At 73.5% G+C, this 15,350-nt stretch carries 16 protein-coding genes; 5 read left to right on the top strand and 11 right to left on the bottom strand.

Going from position 1 to position 15,350, the window contains the following annotated elements; genetic code table 11:
- Nucleotides 1–113: 113 nt before the first annotated feature.
- Nucleotides 114–1,487, bottom strand: a complete 1,374-nt coding sequence (locus ACWGDE_RS10150) for a serine-threonine protein kinase (RefSeq protein ID WP_453388526.1) — start codon at nt 1,485–1,487, stop codon at nt 114–116.
- Nucleotides 1,488–1,567: 80 nt separating this feature from the next.
- Nucleotides 1,568–2,872, bottom strand: coding sequence for an exo-beta-N-acetylmuramidase NamZ family protein (locus ACWGDE_RS10145; RefSeq protein ID WP_453388525.1), 1,305 nt, complete (start codon nt 2,870–2,872; stop codon nt 1,568–1,570).
- A 121-nt stretch (nt 2,873–2,993) separates the two neighbouring features.
- On the opposite strand from ACWGDE_RS10145, the gene ACWGDE_RS10140 reads away from it, so the two are divergent.
- The 3 genes from ACWGDE_RS10140 to ACWGDE_RS10130 all read left to right on the top strand — a co-directional run bounded on the left by ACWGDE_RS10140 (nt 2,994) and on the right by ACWGDE_RS10130 (nt 6,192).
- Nucleotides 2,994–3,758 carry an SDR family oxidoreductase gene (locus tag ACWGDE_RS10140; RefSeq protein ID WP_453388524.1) on the top strand — a complete coding sequence of 255 codons (765 nt, stop codon included), beginning with the start codon at nt 2,994–2,996 and terminating at the stop codon, nt 3,756–3,758.
- Nucleotides 3,755–5,509, top strand: a complete 1,755-nt coding sequence (locus ACWGDE_RS10135; RefSeq protein WP_453388523.1) for a class I adenylate-forming enzyme family protein — start codon at nt 3,755–3,757, stop codon at nt 5,507–5,509. Before ACWGDE_RS10140 ends, ACWGDE_RS10135 begins: the two co-directional genes overlap by 4 nt.
- 74 nt (nt 5,510–5,583) lie before the next feature.
- The gene (locus ACWGDE_RS10130; RefSeq protein ID WP_453388522.1) at nt 5,584–6,192 is read left to right on the top strand and encodes a TetR/AcrR family transcriptional regulator; all 609 of its coding nucleotides are present in this window, start codon (nt 5,584–5,586) and stop codon (nt 6,190–6,192) included.
- Between the two features lie 10 nt (nt 6,193–6,202).
- Here ACWGDE_RS10130 and ACWGDE_RS10125 read toward each other — a convergent pair whose 3' ends face one another.
- Nucleotides 6,203–7,318, bottom strand: coding sequence for an alkene reductase (locus ACWGDE_RS10125; RefSeq protein ID WP_453388521.1), 1,116 nt, complete (start codon nt 7,316–7,318; stop codon nt 6,203–6,205).
- 51 nt (nt 7,319–7,369) lie between these two features.
- Between ACWGDE_RS10125 and ACWGDE_RS10120 the strand changes: the two genes are divergently transcribed.
- Nucleotides 7,370–7,762, top strand: coding sequence for a MerR family transcriptional regulator (locus ACWGDE_RS10120; RefSeq protein ID WP_453388520.1), 393 nt, complete (start codon nt 7,370–7,372; stop codon nt 7,760–7,762).
- Nucleotides 7,763–7,787: 25 nt separating this feature from the next.
- Here ACWGDE_RS10120 and ACWGDE_RS10115 read toward each other — a convergent pair whose 3' ends face one another.
- From ACWGDE_RS10115 to ACWGDE_RS10080, 8 genes are all read right to left on the bottom strand, one after another.
- Complete coding sequence (locus ACWGDE_RS10115) at nt 7,788–8,411, bottom strand: acetate uptake transporter (RefSeq protein WP_453388519.1); 624 nt, start codon at nt 8,409–8,411, stop codon at nt 7,788–7,790.
- A 133-nt stretch (nt 8,412–8,544) separates the two neighbouring features.
- Entirely contained in the window at nt 8,545–9,777 is a 1,233-nt protein-coding gene (locus tag ACWGDE_RS10110) for an acyl-CoA dehydrogenase family protein (protein WP_453388518.1), read from the bottom strand.
- A 9-nt stretch (nt 9,778–9,786) separates the two neighbouring features.
- On the bottom strand, nt 9,787–10,839 hold the full coding sequence (locus ACWGDE_RS10105) for a phosphotransferase family protein (RefSeq protein ID WP_453388517.1): 1,053 nt from the start codon (nt 10,837–10,839) through the stop codon (nt 9,787–9,789).
- Nucleotides 10,840–10,983: 144 nt separating this feature from the next.
- The gene (locus ACWGDE_RS10100) at nt 10,984–11,895 is read right to left on the bottom strand and encodes an MBL fold metallo-hydrolase (protein WP_453388516.1); all 912 of its coding nucleotides are present in this window, start codon (nt 11,893–11,895) and stop codon (nt 10,984–10,986) included.
- 85 nt (nt 11,896–11,980) lie between these two features.
- The gene (locus ACWGDE_RS10095; protein WP_453388515.1) at nt 11,981–12,283 is read right to left on the bottom strand and encodes a hypothetical protein; all 303 of its coding nucleotides are present in this window, start codon (nt 12,281–12,283) and stop codon (nt 11,981–11,983) included.
- Between the two features lie 93 nt (nt 12,284–12,376).
- A complete protein-coding gene (locus ACWGDE_RS10090; RefSeq protein ID WP_453388546.1) occupies nt 12,377–12,661 on the bottom strand; it encodes a DUF202 domain-containing protein in 285 nt (94 codons plus the stop codon).
- Nucleotides 12,662–12,744: 83 nt separating this feature from the next.
- Nucleotides 12,745–13,143, bottom strand: coding sequence for a YidH family protein (locus tag ACWGDE_RS10085; protein WP_453388514.1), 399 nt, complete (start codon nt 13,141–13,143; stop codon nt 12,745–12,747).
- Nucleotides 13,144–13,152: 9 nt separating this feature from the next.
- The gene (locus ACWGDE_RS10080; RefSeq protein WP_453388513.1) at nt 13,153–13,674 is read right to left on the bottom strand and encodes an NUDIX domain-containing protein; all 522 of its coding nucleotides are present in this window, start codon (nt 13,672–13,674) and stop codon (nt 13,153–13,155) included.
- Between the two features lie 82 nt (nt 13,675–13,756).
- On the opposite strand from ACWGDE_RS10080, the gene ACWGDE_RS10075 reads away from it, so the two are divergent.
- Nucleotides 13,757–15,350: FAD-binding dehydrogenase (locus tag ACWGDE_RS10075; protein WP_453388512.1), on the top strand; the 1,594-nt coding region annotated here is incomplete at its 3' end.

The raw sequence follows: 15,350 nt of genomic DNA, 5'->3' as shown, positions 1-15,350 counted from the left end.
GCGCCCGACGCGCTGCTTTCCTTGCAGGACCGGCGCTGTGAGCCCAACATGCCCTGCCCGGCGTGGGCGCATGCGGGGGCGGTCGAGGCGTGCGGGTGGCACATGGCCGGAACTCAGCGCCCCATGCGCCCCGCCACGACCACCAGCCGGGCCAGCTCCGCGTGGCAGATGTCGCTGTGCGCCCCCGAGGGGGCCCCGCCGCGACGGACCACGGAACCGGCGTCCACGCTGACGCAGCCCGCCGGCGGCAGGCCGTCGCGCAGGGCCTCGTCGAGGGTGAGCCGGGGAGCGCCCGGCACCGCCCGCACCCCGTCGTGCCCGATGGCGCCCCACCGCTCGTCGAAACCGAGAAGTCCGGCCGAATCCCCGGCCATCCGGGAGGCCAGCGGATAGAACACCTTGAGGGAGGAGTCGTAGGGGGAGTGGCAGGCCGTCACCGGTCCGTCGACCCTGCGCTGCAGCCCGCGCAGGGCGCCGCCGCGGCCAGGATCGTGCGGCAGCCGGTCGGCGAACGCGTAGTGGGAGAAGGCTCCTTGGAGGAGCGTCAGGGACTTCACGTTCCGCGCCCCGTCCGGCAGCGCCCGCAGGGAGAAGGAGACGACCCGGCCGCCGAAGCTGTGGCCGATGAGGTGGACCCGCAGGGCCGGCCGCCGGTGGGCCAGCTCCGACAGCACCGGCCCGAGCCCGTACTCGCCGACCACCCCGGCGCGCGCCTTCATCTGGTAGTACGTGGCCTGCCGCAGCACCTCCTTGGCGCCGTTCCACAGGGTCCGCACGCCTCCGCCGACCGAGAAGCCGGGGGCGGGGGAGCCCGGGCCGGCGGACTCCCCGGGGAAGGTGGCGCCCGCCCGGGCCAGGGCGTCGGTGAACTCCCGGCACACCGCCAGGACGTCCTCGGTGAGGAAGGCCGGAACCTCCCGCGCGGTGAAGGCAGCCGCGAGGTCGTCGCCCCCGTCCACCCCGTCCACCCCCGCGAGTTCGCGGACCAGGGCGCCGAACTCGGTGAGGGCGGCCTCCCGCGCCGGCCGTTCCTCCAGCAGCTCGGCGATCCGGTCCAGCTCCGCCGCCCGCCCGGGCCAGAACGCGCCGAGCGCCTGCCGGGTGGCCGGCGACAGGGCCGTGCCGTGGCCCGGATCGGCGAGCCCGCCGGGAGCGTCCCCCGCCGCGCCCCGCGCACCGGGGGAGTCGAAGTCGGGTATCGGCTCGTCGGAGAACCGGATCGAGGGCCACACGACCCCCACGTACCCCAGGCGCACCCCGGTTCCCACCAGGTCCTCGAAGGGGGCGTAGAAGCGGTCGAAGAGCCGGGTCGCGGTCGACCGGTCGGAGTTCCACCCGTGGGCGAAGACCAGCAGATCGGTGGCCTCGATCCCGAAGACGGCCTCCCGCGCCCCCGGGGCCGCGTCGCCCTCGGCGTCGAAGGTCAGCTCCACGTACGGCCCGGCCCCGATGCCCGCAGCAGCCGCCGTCACACCGATGTGCACCATGACGTCCCCCTCCACGCCGTGTCCCTGCCGACAGCATCCTGCGACCGCCCCCACCCGGCCAGACCCCGCGCAGCACGGGCTCAGGGATAGAGCAGGTACGCCTCGCGCACCGCCGCGAACCGGGCCAGCCCCTGCGCCCAGTCGCCCGCGATCTCCTCCACGCCCGCCCCCGCGTCGACCATCAGCCGGACCCGGTCCGACCCCGTCAGCCGGTCGATCCAGTGGTCCGTGCGCCACGCGAAGCCGCTCCACGTCCGGCGCGCGGTGACCAGCAGCCCGATCCCGGCCCGGACCGGATCGAAGGCCTCGCGGTCGTGCACGATCAGCCGGACCCCGCCGCAGGGCTTCCCGGAGTGCTTGGAGAAGGAAGGCGTGAAATACGCCTCCCGGAACCACACCCCGGGCAGTTCCAGCGCGTTCGCCGCCTCCGCCCACCGCCGGTCGACGCCCTCCGCCCCGACCAGCTCGAAGGGGGTGGTCGTCCCGCGTCCCTCGGACAGGTTCGTCCCCTCGAACAGGCAGGTGCCGGCGTACGCGAGGGCCGTGCCCGGGGTCGGCATGTTCGGGCTCGGCGGCACCCAGGGCAGCCCGGTGGCGTCGAAGAAGGAGTCCCGCCGCCACCCGTCCATCCGCACCACGCGCGGCCGGACGGATCCGGGGCCCAGGAACTCGCCCGCGAACAGCCCGGCCAGCTCGCCCGCCGTCATCCCGTGCGCGAGCGCGATCGGCTCCCGGCCCACGAAGCTCGCGTACGGGCGCTGCAGGACGGGCCCGGCGGCCCGCGCGCCGCCGACCGGGTTGGGCCGGTCCAGCACCACCACCGCCTTACCGGCGAGCGCGGCCGCGCGCATGCAGTCGTAGAGGGTCCAGATGTAGGTGTAGAAGCGGGCGCCGACGTCCTGGATGTCGAAGACGACGGTGTCGACGCCGGCCGCCGTGAAGACGTCCGCGAGGCGCTGACCGCTCTTGTCGTACGTGTCGTACACGGGCAGGCCGGTCGCCGGATCGCGCCCGGCCCCCTCCGAACCGCCCGCCTGGGCGGTCCCCCGGAAGCCGTGCTCGGGGCCGAAGACCGCGACCAGGTCCACACGTTCGTCGGCGTGCAGCACGTCGACCAGGTGGCGGGCGTCCGCGGTGATCCCGGTCGGGTTGGTGACCACCCCGACCCGCTGACCGGCCAGGACGGCGTACCCGTCCGCGGCGAGCCGCTCGAACCCGGTGCGCACCCGGGCGGCGGCGGGCGCGGGGCCCGGGGCGGACTCCGTGGCGGACCCCCGAGCGGCCCCCGGGCCGGACCCCCGAGCGGACCCCGGGGCGGCGCCCATGGTGCCCGCGGCCCCCGCCGCCCCGGCCAGACCCAGCAACCCGCGTCGCGACAGCGTCATCGCGCCAAAGTAGGGGTCCGCACCCTTCCGCCCGAACATACCGACTGGTTAGTCTGCCGAGGATCCGGCATTCGGCAGCCACGCGGCAGCCATTCGGCAGCAGGCCACGAAGGGTGGACCCGTGAACGCGTTCCAGGACCAGCGAGTCGTCGTCACCGGCGCGGGCGGCGGCATCGGCGCGGCCCTCGCCCACCGCTTCGCCGCCGAGGGGGCCACCGTCGTGGTCAACGACCTCGACCCCGCCAAGGCCGCCTCCGTCGCCGGCGCGATCGGCCCCCGGGCCATCGCCGTGCCCGGCGACGCCTCGACCGTCGTCGAGGAGGCCCGCGAGGCCCTCGGCGGCACCGTCGACGTCTACTGCGCCAACGCCGGACTCGCCTCCGGCGGCGACGCCTTCGCGGAGGAGTCCGTCTGGGAAGCCGCCTGGGACACCAACGTCATGGCCCACGTCCGGGCGGCCAGGCTGCTGCTGCCCGACTGGCTGGAGCGCGAGAGCGGCCGTTTCGTGTCCACCGTCTCGGCCGCCGGGCTGCTGACCATGATCGGGGCGGCCCCGTACAGTGTCACCAAGCACGGCGCGCTCGCCTTCGCGGAATGGCTCTCGCTGACCTACCGCCACCGCGGGCTCCAGGTCCACGCCATCTGCCCGCAGGGGGTCCGGACCGACATGCTCACCGCCGCCGGATCGGCGGGCGAGCTGGTCCTCGCGCCGACCGCGATCGAGCCGGAAGCGGTCGTGGACGCCACGTTCGACGGCATGGAGAAGGGCCGGTTCTTGATCCTCCCGCACCCCGAGGTCGCGGACTTCTACGCCGCCCGCGCCACCGAACCCGACCGCTGGCTCAGTGGCATGAACCGGCTCCAGCGCACCTGGGAGTCCCGATGACCGCGTCCCCGGCCGACGCCACCGCCGGAGCCCCGGTCCCACCCACCGCCGGAGCCCCGGGCGAACCCGCTGCCGACGCCCCGGCCGAGGCCGCGGGGGCCGCCTCCCGCTATGCGACGAAGCCCTGGCTCGCCCGGCTCAGCCCCGCGCAGCGGGCGCCCGTCACGCCCCCGCCCAGCGTGCTGCACGCCTTCCGGGCCGCCGTCGCCCGCGCCCCGGAGCGCACCGCGCTCGCCTACTTCGACGGCCGCATCGGCTACGCCGAGACCGACGCGCTCTCCGATTCCCTCGCCGGCCACCTCGCGCTGAGGGGCGTACGCCGCGGGGACCGGGTCGCGGTCATGCTCCAGAACACCCCGCACTTCGTGCTCGCCGTCCTGGCCGCCTGGAAGGCCGGGGCGGTCGTGGTCCCGCTCAACCCGATGTACAAGTCCGGCGAGGTGGGCCACGTCCTGCGCGACTCCGGGGCCGTCGCCCTCGTCTGCGACGCCCGCGCCTGGCCGGCGTACCTGCGCGAAGCCGCGCGGGGGACCGCCGTACGGACCGTGCTGACCGCGTCCGACCTGGACTTCCAGACCCGCGACGACGTACGGGTCCTCGCGCCGGGCCGCCCGGAGCAGGCGGCCGACGCCGCCGACCTCGCCACCGCGGCCCGCGCCGGCCACCCCGCGCCGCCCGAGCCGGCCCCGACCGCCGCCGACACCGCGCTCATCAGCTACACCTCGGGCACCAGCGGCACCCCCAAGGGCGCCATGAACCTCCACGGCGGGCTGATGCACAACGCCGTCCGCCAGGTCACCGGCCACCCCCTCCCCGAGGGCGCCTCCTACTTCGCCCTCGCCCCGCTCTTCCACATCACGGGCATGGTCTGCGAGCTCGCCGCCTGCTTCACCAACGCGGGCACCCTCGTCCTCGCCCACCGCTTCGACGCCGGAGTCGTCCTCGACGCCTTCCTCGAACACCGCCCCGCCTACACCGTCGGACCGGCCACCGCCTTCATGGCCCTCGCCGCCCACCCCGGCGTCACCCCGGACCACTTCGCCTCGTTCCAGGTGATCTCCTCCGGCGGCGCCCCGCTCCCGCCCGCCCTCGTCGAACGCCTCCGCGCCGCTTTCGGCTTCTACCTGCGCAACGGCTACGGCCTCACCGAGTGCACCGCCCCCTGCGCCTCGGTCCCCGTGCACCTCGAAGCCCCCGTGGACCCCGCCTCCGGCACCCTCTCGGTGGGCGTGCCCGGCGCCGACACCCTCGTACGGATCCTCGACGAGGCCGGAGCCGAGGTGCCCTTCGGCGAGACCGGCGAGATAGCCGTGCGCGGCCCGCAGGTGGTCCCCGGCTACTGGGGACTGCCGGCCGACACCGCCAAGGCCTTCCCGGACGGCGAACTGCGCACCGGGGACGTCGGGTTCATGGACGCGGACGGCTGGCTCTACGTGGTCGACCGCAAGAAGGACATGATCTGCGCCTCCGGGTTCAAGGTCTGGCCCCGCGAGGTCGAGGACGTGCTGTACACGCACCCCGCCGTGCGCGAGGCTGCCGTCGTCGGCGTCCCGGACCCCTACCGGGGAGAGAGCGTGAAGGCCTACGTCAGCCTGCGCCCCGGGGCCGAGGCCGACCCCGCGGAACTGTCCGCGTACTGCGCCGCGCGCATCGCCGCGTACAAATACCCGCGCCAGGTGGAGATCCTGCCTGTCCTTCCCAAGACGACCAGTGGCAAGATCCTGCGACGGGAACTGCGCGACCGCGGCTGAAAACGGCCGGGCGGCCGCGCGGCGCCCGCACTGACGAGGACCGGTCGAGGGATCAGGAAAGGAAGGCGAGCACCATGGCCGCCAAGACCACGACGGAGCCCGTCGCCGCGCACGAGGCCCCGGTACCGCAGCGGCTGCTGGCCGTCGCGACCAGGCTCTTCGCCGAGCGCGGCTACGACCGGACCTCGGTCCAGGAGATCGTCGAGGCGGCCGGGGTGACCAAGGGCGCGCTCTACCACTACTTCGGATCGAAGGACGATCTGCTGCACGAGGTGTACGCGCGCATGCTGCGCCTCCAGCAGCAGCGGCTCGACGCGGTGGCCGATTCCGACGCGCCCGTCGAGGAGCGGCTGCGGGCCGCCGCCGCCGACGTGGTGGTCACCACCATCGAGAACCTCGACGACGCGGCGATCTTCTTCCGGTCGATGCACCAGCTCAGCCCGGAGAAGTTCAAGCAGGTCCGGGCGGAGCGCCGGCGCTACCACGAGCGGTTCCGGGCACTGGTCGAGGAGGGCCAGCGCTCCGGGGTCTTCTCCGACGCGACCCCGGCCGACCTGGTGGTGGACTACCACTTCGGGTCCGTCCACCACCTGTCGACCTGGTACCGGGAGGACGGCCCGCTCACCCCCCAGCAGGTGGCCGACCACCTCGCGGACCTGCTGCTGCGGGCGCTGCGCCCGTAGCGGTCGCCGCTCACACCGACGCGGTCGCCAGCACCGGGTAGTCGGTGTACCCCTCGGCCCCCTGTACGTGCATCAGGAACTCCGGCCGGACCTCGTTGAGCGGTGCTCCCGTGCGCAGCCGCTCGACGAAGTCGGGGTTGGCGAGGAAGCCCCGGCCCAGCGCGATCAGGTCGGCGCCCCCGGCCAGCAGGCGCTCGGCCCGCCGCTTGCCGCCGTCTTCCGACACCTCCTCGCGGGAGAGCCTCGGGTTGGCGATCAGCGTGCCGGGCCAGGCCGCGCGGACCTCCCGGAAGAGGGACCCGTCCGGGTCGGCGTGCACCTGGTGCAGGTAGACCGGTCCGATGTCCGCGAGGGCCTTGACCAGGGCCGGGTAGATCTCCCCGGGATCGCCCTCCTCGATGCCGTTGACCTCGATTCCGGGGGAGATCCGTACGCCGACCCGCTCGGGGCCGACGGCCTCGGCGACGGCCCGGACCACCTCGACGGTGAACCGGATCCGGCCCTCCACGGAGCCGCCCCACTCGTCGTCACGCAGGTTGGTGTTGCCCGCCAGGAACTGGTGGAGCAGGTGGCCGTTGGCGGCGTGCACCTCCACTCCGGCGAAGCCCGCCTCCACGGCGCTGCGGGCGGCGGCCGCGAAGTCGGCGATCGTGGACCGGATGTCCCCGGCCGTCATCTCCCGGGGGTCGACGGCCTCCCGGAGTCCGTCCGGGGTCTGCAGCGGTTCCGGGAACCGTACCGCCGAGGGGGCCAGCGGAATGTGCCCGCTGGTGTCGGGGTGGCCGACCCGGCCGCCGTGCTGCAGCTGGAGGAACATCCGCCCGCCGGCCGCGCGCACCGCGTCGGTGACGCGGCGCCAGCCGGCGATCTGCGCCGGGCTGTGGATGCCGGGGATGTTCGGGTACGTCTGCCCCACGGCGTTGGGCGTGGTGGCCTCGGCGATGATCAGACCGGCCGAGGCGCGCTGGGCGTAGTAGTCGGCCATGAGCTGCCCGGGCACCCCGTCGGCGTCCGCCCGGTTGCGGGTCAGCGGTGCCATCACCAGGTGGTTGGGGAGCTCCAGGCCGCCGAGGCGGGCGGATTCGAAGAGGCGGGATGCGGTGGGGACCTGCTCCGTGTGCGTCATGCCGGTACCGTAAAACCTGACACTGATGTCAGATTCAACCCGAGGTGGGGCATGAGGATCGGTGAACTGGCGGCGCGCACGGGGGTCAGCGAGCGTTCGCTGCGCTACTACGAGAGCCAGGGCCTGCTGGTCTCCGACCGGACTCCCGGCGGTCACCGCGACTACGCGGAGCGGGCCGTGGACCGGGTCATCCGCATCCAGGAACTCTACGCGGCGGGCCTGCACAGCTCGAAGATCGGCCAGATCCTGCCCTGCATGCGCGATGCGGACGGCGGGCCGAACGTACGGGCCACCCCCGCGCTCGTCGCCGAGCTGAAAACGGAACGGGACCGGATCGACCGGCTGATCGCCGATCTGCTCCGGTCCCGGGAAGTGCTGGACGAGGTCATCGACGCGGCGGCGGGCCGCACCGCCGCCGCGCCGGTGGCGGCCGAAAGGTCCTAGGGGTCACCAGGACCTCCTGGCGGGCCTAGCCGAGCGGGGCCACGTCGCGGCCCCAGGTCTCCTTGGCCACCACGGCGAAGGAGATGTACCAGGCGACGCCCGCCGTGAAGAGGCCGATGAAGCCGCCGGTGTGGCCGAGCGCCGTGCTCTGCGCCAGATCGCCGAGCGCCAGGAAGAGGAACGTCAGCGCCAGCGCGACGAACAGCACCCGGTGCGCGACGTCCAGCTTCATCGCGGCGATGGACATGTACGCGGTGAAGATGAACCAGGCCACGAGGAACCAGCCGGTCGCCACGTGCGCCTGGTCGGCGGGCAGCGTCGGGACGACGAACTTCACGTAGGCCGCGAAGGACATCCAGAACGCGCCGTACGAGACGAACGCCGTGGTCCCGAAGGTGTTGCCGCGCCGGAACTCCAGCACGCCCGCGACGAACTGGGCGAGGCCGCCGTAGAACAGCGCCAGCGGCAGTACGACGGCGCTGAGGGCGGCGTTCGGGATCAGGCCCGAGTTGAACAGGCTGAGCACGAAGGTGGTGAGGGCGAACGCCGCGAGGCCGAGCGGGCCGGGATTGGCCGTTGCCTCCGGCGTTGTGGCGGGGGAGGCCGCGGCCTGCGGGGCGGAGGTGGGGGCCAGGGTGGAGCTGGGCATGGCGGAGGGCACTTTCAGTGGGGGGACATCCCGAATATATCGGACTTCCCAACTGGTCTGGACCACCAAAGGTCCGCCTCCGCAGGACCGAAGCCCCCGGCTCCCGGGGGCTTCGGCCGAGCTCCGCCGGAGGCTAGCGGTAGCGCTTGAGCTCCCGGTGCGCGAGCGAACGCTGGTGCACCTCGTCCGGCCCGTCCGCCAGCCGCAGCGTCCGCGCCGCCGCCCACAGCTCGGCCAGCGGGAAGTCCTGGCTCACCCCGCCCGCGCCGTGCAGCTGCACCGCGTCGTCCAGGATGCGCACGACCGCCCGCGGGGTCGCGATCTTGATGGCCTGGATCTCGGTGTGGGCCCCCCGGTTGCCGACCGTGTCCATCAGCCAGGCCGTCTTCAGCACCAGCAGCCGCAGCTGCTCCACCGTGACCCGGGCGTCCGCGATCCAGTTCTGCACGACCCCCTGCGCGGCCAGCTCCTTGCCGAAGGCGGTACGTCCCACAGCGCGCCGGCACATCAGCTCGACGGCCCGCTCCGCCATGCCGATGAGCCGCATGCAGTGGTGGATCCGGCCCGGCCCGAGGCGGGCCTGGGCGATGGCGAAGCCGCCGCCCTCCTCGCCGATCAGGTTCCCCGCCGGGACCCGGGCCCCGTCGAAGACGACCTCGGCGTGGCCGCCGTGGTCGTGGTCCTCGTACCCGTACACGGTCATCGCCCGGCGGACCTCGACGCCCGGGGTGTCCCGGGGGACCAGGATCATGGACTGCTGGCGGCGCGGATCGGCCCCGTCGGGGTCGGTCTTGCCCATGACGATGAAGATCTTGCAGTCCGGGTTCATGGCCCCGGAGATGAACCACTTGCGCCCCGTGACCACGTACTCGTCACCGTCGCGCTCGATCCTGGTCTCGATGTTCGTCGCGTCCGAGGAGGCCACCTCCGGCTCGGTCATCGCGAAGGCGGAGCGGATCTCCCCGGCCAGCAGCGGCTCCAGCCACTGCTTCTTCTGCTGCTCGTTACCGAACTGCGCGAGCAGCTCCATGTTCCCGGTGTCCGGGGCCGCGCAGTTGGTCGCCATCGGCGCCAGGTGCGGGCTGCGGCCGGTGATCTCGGCGAGCGGGGCGTACTGCAGGTTGGTCAGCCCGGCGCCGTGCGCGGCATCGGGCGAGCCGTGCTGGTCCACAAAGAAGAGGTTCCACAGCCCCTGACGGCGCGCCTCGGCCTTCAGTTCACCGAACACGGCCGGGGTGTCCCAGGGCGAGGCCAGCCGTGCGCGCTGCTCGGCGGCGACGGGTTCCGCCGGGTAGACGTACTCCTCCATGAACGCGAGCAGCCGGCCGCGCAGTTCCTCGGTCCGGGCGTCGAATGCGAAATCCATCGTGGCTCCTCAGCCTGCGTGCGGTCGCTGGAGTGTGGTCAGACCGTGCTCGATGAAGACCGGGACCAGCTCGCCGATCCGGTCGAAGCCCGCGCCGACGGTCTGCCCGAGCGTGAACCGGTAGTGGATGCCTTCGAGGATCACCGCGAGCTTGAACCAGGCGAAGGCCGTGTACCAGGCGATCGCGGAGGTGTCCCGGCCGGAGCGGGCCGCGTACCGCTCGATCAGCTCGGCGGGCGCCGGATGGCCCGGGGCGCCGCTGGTCGTGCTCACCGGGGAGTCCTTCAGTCCCAGGTCGGAGCTGTACATCACGAGCAGCCCCAGGTCCGTCAGCGGATCGCCGAGCGTGGACATCTCCCAGTCCAGCACCGCCCTGATCCGGTCGTCGGCTCCGCCGATCAGCACGTTGTCGAGCCGGAAGTCGCCGTGCACCACCGTGGGTGCCGGGGACTGCGGCAGGGCCCGGCCCAGCGCCCCGTGCAGTTCGTCGATCCCGGCGAGCTCCCGGCCCCGGGAGGCCGCGAGCTGCTTGCCCCACCGGCGCAGCTGCCGGTCCAGGAAGCCCTCGGGCCGGCCGAAGTCGCCCAGGCCCACCGCTTCCGGGTCCACCGCGTGCAGGTCGACCAGGGTGTCCACGAGGCCCAGTACCGCCCGCCGGGTCCGCTCGGGGCCGAGCTCGGCCAGCTGGGCCGCCGTGCGGAACGGCACCCCGTCCACGTACTCCATCATGTAGAACGGCGCGCCCAGCACCGCCTCTTCCTCGCACAGCAGCAGCGGCTCGGGCACCGGCACCGCCGTGCCGTGCAGCGCCGCGATGACCCGGTGCTCGCGCCGCATGTCGTGCGCGGTGGCCAGTACGTGCCCCAGCGGAGGCCGGCGCACCACCCAGCGGGAGGTTCCGTCGCCGACCTCGTACGTGAGGTTCGACCGGCCGCCCTCGATCAGCCGGCCGGTCAGCGGCCCGGCCACGAGCCCCGGGCGCACCCGGTCGAGATGGCCGCGCAGCCGCTCCAGGTCGAGGCCTCGCGGGCCGGACGGGGCCGGATCTGGGGCTGAGGTCATGGTGCGCGCCTCCGTACGGGGTTGACGACGACGGAACGGACGCGACCCATCATGCCGACCAGTCGGTATGCCGTCCAGTAGGCGGAAGGAAAGAGGCGGGGAGGGAGGACGGGCCGCGGGAAACCCCGCGGCCCGCCGCCGCGATCAGGCGTGGCAGAGGATCGGCGTGCCGCCGTTCATCACCGTCATGTCCCGCAGCACCGCCAGGATGTCCAACGGGATCCCCTCGGGCTCCCCGGCCAGCTCCGCGTACGCCCGGTGCAGGTTCGCCACCAGCCGCTCGCTCTCCCGCCAGGCCGCGAATTCGCCGAGGTCGGCCTGCCGGGCCGTCTCCAGCGGGGTCAGCCCCTTCGCCCTGCCCTCCCGGGCCAGCTCCGCCACGTAGTGCAGGTAGCGCTCGGTGGCCTCGTAGGCGGATGCGTCCGTCAGCGGCCCGTGCCCCGGTACGACGGTCTCCGCGCCCAGCGAGCGCAGCAGCTCCAGCGCCCGCAAGGACCCGGCCAGGGAACCCATCGCCAGGAACGGCGTGCCCTCCGCGAAGACCAGGTCCCCGGTGAACACGACCCGTTGCCGGGGCAGCCACACGATCGAGTCGCCCGTGGTGTGCGCGACGCCCGGGTGGATGACCTGCACCTCGGTCTCCCCGACGTGCAGGGTCATCCGGTCGCTGTACGTCAGGTCGGGAGCGGTGATGTCTATCGCGCCGAAGTCGGTCGCCGGCCAGATCATCTCCAGCTGGTGCCCGGCGGCGAGCTGCTCGGAGCGCGCGTTGTCGTGGCCCAGGACCAGCGCCTCGGGGGCGAACACGCCGTTGCCGTACGTGTGGTCCCCGTGGTGGTGGGTGTTGACCACCGTGCGGGGGAGCGGCGCCCCGGCGGACAGCACCGCCGCGCGCAGGGCCAGCGCCCGCCGCTCGGTGGCGGCCGTGTCGACGAGCAGGGTCCGGCCGCCGCCGGTGACGAAGCCGGCGTTGTTGAGGCACCAGCCGCCGTCGGGCTGCACGTAGGCGTACACCCCGTCGGCGGGCTGGACGACGTACGGCTCTTCTACGGGCATCTGCGCTCTCCCCGGGTCGCTGTGACGGGCTTTCGGCATCCTGCCAGTCGGTGCGGCCCGGGGGGAGGGCGGGGTTCAGCGGCCCTCAGTGGTCGTCGTAGTGCCCGTCGTGCGCGGCATGCCGGTGCCCGTCGTGCAGGTAGTCGACGTGGTCGCCGTGCCGGACGGACTCATGCCCGCAGTCCGTGCCGTGCGCGTGCTCGTGGGCGTCGTGCGTGGTGTGGGCCGAGGGCTCGCATTCGTCCCAGTGCCCGGAGTGCTCACGGTGCAGATGGCCGTCGTGCGCGTAGTCGAGGTGGTCGCCGTGGTCGACGGCCGTATGACCGCAGTCGGGGCCGTGGGCGTGCGCGTGCTCGTGCGTCGGGTGCTCTCGGTGCAGGGTCGTCATGGCGCCGAGGCTAGTGCGGATCGGCCCGGATGGCCCGTTGTGTCCGCATCCGTAGCGGGATGGCGCGCAAAGGCGGACTGTCGGTTCTTCGGCTCAGACGATGACCGCCATGGCGAAGACGGCCAGCGCCACCGTGCACGCCGTCGCCGCCAGCGCCGCGCGCGGTGCCAGACCGGCCGGCCGGGGCGCCGCCAGCTCCCGCATCCTCCGGTGCGCCACCCACAGGAACGCCAGCCAGAGCAGCGCGATCACCGCGATCCCGGTGACCTCCACCGGGGAGCCCGTCCCGTGCAGCGCCTGGCGCAGCGCCAGTACGGCCGTCACCGCGCACGACAGCGTCGTACGCCGCCACGCGAGCCGGGTCCGCTCCGGCTGCAGCCCCGCGTCACGGAGCTCGCCGCGGCCACCGCCTCCGTCACCGACGCCTCCGTCGCCCCGGACGCCACCCGCCGCCGAGGAGTTCACCGCCCCGTCGTCCAGCCCAACAGCACGACCACCACCATCGCGACCGCGACCAGCCCCACCCCCAGGCTCAGCACCACCGGGAACCGGGACATCGGCAGGTCCTCGCCGCGCCGCATCGCCCGCTCGCACCGCACCCAGTGGTTCACCGCCCGCAGCGCGCAGGCCGCGCCCACCGCGAGCAGCGCGAACGCCATCCCGACCCGGACCCCCCACCGCAGGTCGGGCAGGAACTGGTCCACGGCGAAACCGCCGCCGACCAGGGCCAGCGCCGTCCGGATCCAGGCCAGGAAGGTCCGTTCGTTGGCCAGCGAGAAGCGGTAGTCGGGGGTTTCGCCCTCGTCCCGTACCCGCGCAGGTGCGAACCACAGCCGCACGTCCTTGACGAAGTCGATCACCCGCCCAATCTACTGGCGGCCGGCCCTGAACTCGCGCAGCCGCCGGTACGCCTCCAGGCCGTCCGGAACCCAGGGCCAGGAGCCGTCCGCGGCCCGCCGCTCCACCTCCTCCTCCGGGAGCCACGCGTGCCAGGCCACCTCCGAGGCCTGCGGCCGCACCGGCAGTTCGCAGCGGACCTCGTGCACGTAGGACCACCAGGCCCCGCCCGGACCCTCGTACAGGAACTTGAACAGCGGCTCGGGGGCCGCCAGTCCCGACACCCCGAGTTCCTCCTCCGCCTCCCGCAGGGCGGCCTCCTCGTAGCTCTCGCCGGCGCCGACCACCCCGCCCACGAACATGTCGTAGTACGCCGGGAACACCAGCTTGGAGTCCGTCCGCCGGTGCGTGAAGATCCGCCCCCGGCCGTCCCTGGCCAGCACGAACACGCACCGGTGGATCAGCCCGCCCGCGTACACCTCGCCGCGCGGCGCCCGGCCCGTCACGCGGTCCTCCCGGTCCACCACGTCCAGTACCTCGTCGGCCGCGCTCATACCTTGGTCCTTCCGCTCCTGTTGACTGGTTACCGCTCCGTAGCAAAGGATCGCCCCACCATCGACGGAGGACGGGTTCCACATGACGTACGACGCAGACGTGATCGTGATCGGGGCCGGGCTCGCGGGCCTGGTGGCCACCGCCGAGCTCGTCGACGCCGGCCGCAAGGTCATCCTGCTCGACCAGGAGCCCGAACAGTCCATCGGCGGCCAGGCGCACTGGTCCTTCGGCGGCCTGTTCTTCGTCGACTCGCCCGAGCAGCGCCGCATGCGGATCAAGGACACCCGCGAGCTGGCCCTCCAGGACTGGTTCGGCACGGCGGGCTTCGACCGCGAGGAGGACGCCTGGCCGCGCCGCTGGGCCGAGGCGTACGTGGACTTCGCGGCCGGCGAGAAGCGCCCCTGGCTGCACGCCCAGGGCGTCCGCTTCTTCCCCGTCGTCGGCTGGGCGGAGCGCGGCGGCTACGACGCGAACGGCCACGGCAACTCCGTCCCCCGCTTCCACATCACCTGGGGCACCGGGCCCGGCCTGGTGGAACCCTTCGAGCGGCGCGTACGGGCCGGGGTGGCCCGGGGGCTGGTGCAGCTGAAGTTCCGCCACCGGGTCACCGGGCTCTCCCGCACCGGAGGCACCCTCGACACCGTCACCGGCGAGGTGCTGGCCCCCTCCGCCGCCGTACGCGGCACCGCGAGCGGCCGCGAGGCCACCGGCGAGTTCTCCCTGCGGGCCCAGGCCGTCATCGTGACCAGCGGCGGCATCGGCGGCAACCACGACCTCGTGCGCGCGCAGTGGCCGGCCCGGCTCGGCACCCCGCCGGAGCGGATGCTCTCCGGGGTCCCGGCGCACGTGGACGGCCTGATGCTGGGCATCGCCGAGGGGGCGGGCGCGAGCCACATCAACAAGGACCGGATGTGGCACTACACCGAGGGCATCGAGAACTGGAACCCGATCTGGGCCAAGCACGGCATCCGCATCCTGCCCGGCCCCTCCTCGCTCTGGCTGGACGCGACCGGCAAGCGGCTGCCCGTACCGCTCTTCCCCGGCTTCGACACGCTCGGCACGCTCGACCACATCATGAAGACCGGCCACGACCACACCTGGTTCGTCCTCAACCAGCGCATCATCGGCAAGGAGTTCGGCCTCTCGGGCTCCGAGCAGAACCCCGACCTGACGGGCAAGTCGGTCCGCGGGGTCATCGACCGGGCGCGCCAGGCGGTGCCCGGCCCGGTGAAGGCCTTCATGGACAACGGGGCCGACTTCGTGGTCGAGAAGGACCTGTCCGCGCTCGTGCGCGGCATGAACGCGATCACGAAGGAAGGGCTGCTGGACGAGGAGACGGTCCGCCGGGAGGTCGTCGCCCGGGACCGGGAGATCGCCAACCCCTTCACCAAGGACCTCCAGGTCATGTCGATCCACGGGGCCCGCAAGTACCTCGGCGACAAGCTGATCCGCACCGCCGCCCCGCACCGCATCCTGGACCCCGCCGCGGGCCCGCTGGTGGCTGTCCGGCTCTCGATCCTGACCCGCAAGTCCCTCGGCGGACTGGAGACCGACCTCTCCTCCCGGGTGCTCGGCTCCGACGGCGAACCCCTGCCGGGCCTCTACGCGGCGGGCGAGGCGGCCGGCTTCGGCGGCGGCGGCGTCCACGGCTACCGGGCCCTGGAGGGCACCTTCC

It is taken from the genome of Streptomyces sp. NPDC054956 (assembly GCF_053609185.1).
Note: the sequence above shows the minus strand (reverse complement) of the source record. Positions and strands in the feature narration are given on the sequence as shown.